Source organism: Vibrio sp. 2033 (genome assembly GCF_033339735.1).
In genome coordinates this window covers 1-882 of sequence record NZ_JAWOVC010000180.1, presented here as the reverse complement: position 1 = coordinate 882, position 882 = coordinate 1, and the positions used below count along the sequence as shown (strand labels likewise).

Below are 882 nucleotides of genomic sequence, written 5' to 3'. Positions count from 1 at the left end.
AACGGGTGACGTCGTCGCGGATATTCCTGAGCAAGAGCTAGCCCAGTTGGTTGCGCTGCCAACGGACGTGAAAGCCATTCTTGCGGAGCAAAATAGAACGCAGCATAACAATGTACGAAACGGCAGCGAACGAACAGCCGCTGCAGTCGCGATGGGGCAACAAGCACAATACGTGAACGCGCAAGAGATGAAGCACGTCGCTGCGCAAGCGCCAATGGCTCAACATGCCGATAAACTTGCGTCCGCACCAATGCCAGATGCGCTGGTGGCGAATAATTTCAACCCAGCAGTTCAAATGGCTGCTAATGGGGAAGTGAGCCACAAAGCGATCAATGCCGCGTTAAGTGCAGGTGCGTTGAAAGCTACGGCGAGCCAGCAAGATAAGCCAGAGTCGCAATACGGATTAGCAGGACAGCTGCAAGCGGCAGCAGGTCAACAAGGCGTAACAGCCCAACAGCAAACCCGAGCGGAAGCCGCTCAGCAAGCGCAACTGCCTCTGCAATTAACAAAAGAACTCGCTAATGAGCAAGTGGCGGAAAAAGTACAAATGATGATGTCGAAGAACTTGAAGAACCTCGACATCCGACTTGACCCACCAGAGCTTGGCCGTATGCAAATTCGCATGACGATGAACAACGATTTGGCCAACGTGCATTTTACGGTTACCAACCCACAAGCGCGTGACGTTATTGAACAAACGTTGCCTCGTCTACGTGAAATGTTGGCCCAACAAGGGATGCAACTGGCGGATTCCTCGGTTCAGCAGCAAAGCAGTGGACAACAGCAAAGTGGTTACGCAGCGGCTGAACAAAATGGCCAAGGCGCGTCTGGGCGCGGTTTTTCTGGCCAGTCAGACGAAAACTTTGATGCCGATGTGAATCT

General features: G+C 52.7%; 1 protein-coding gene. It reads left to right on the top strand.

The window, feature by feature from the left end:
- Positions 1-882, top strand: an 882-nt coding sequence (locus R7P74_RS25445) for a flagellar hook-length control protein FliK (protein ID WP_318123418.1), incomplete at both ends; no start/stop codon positions are given.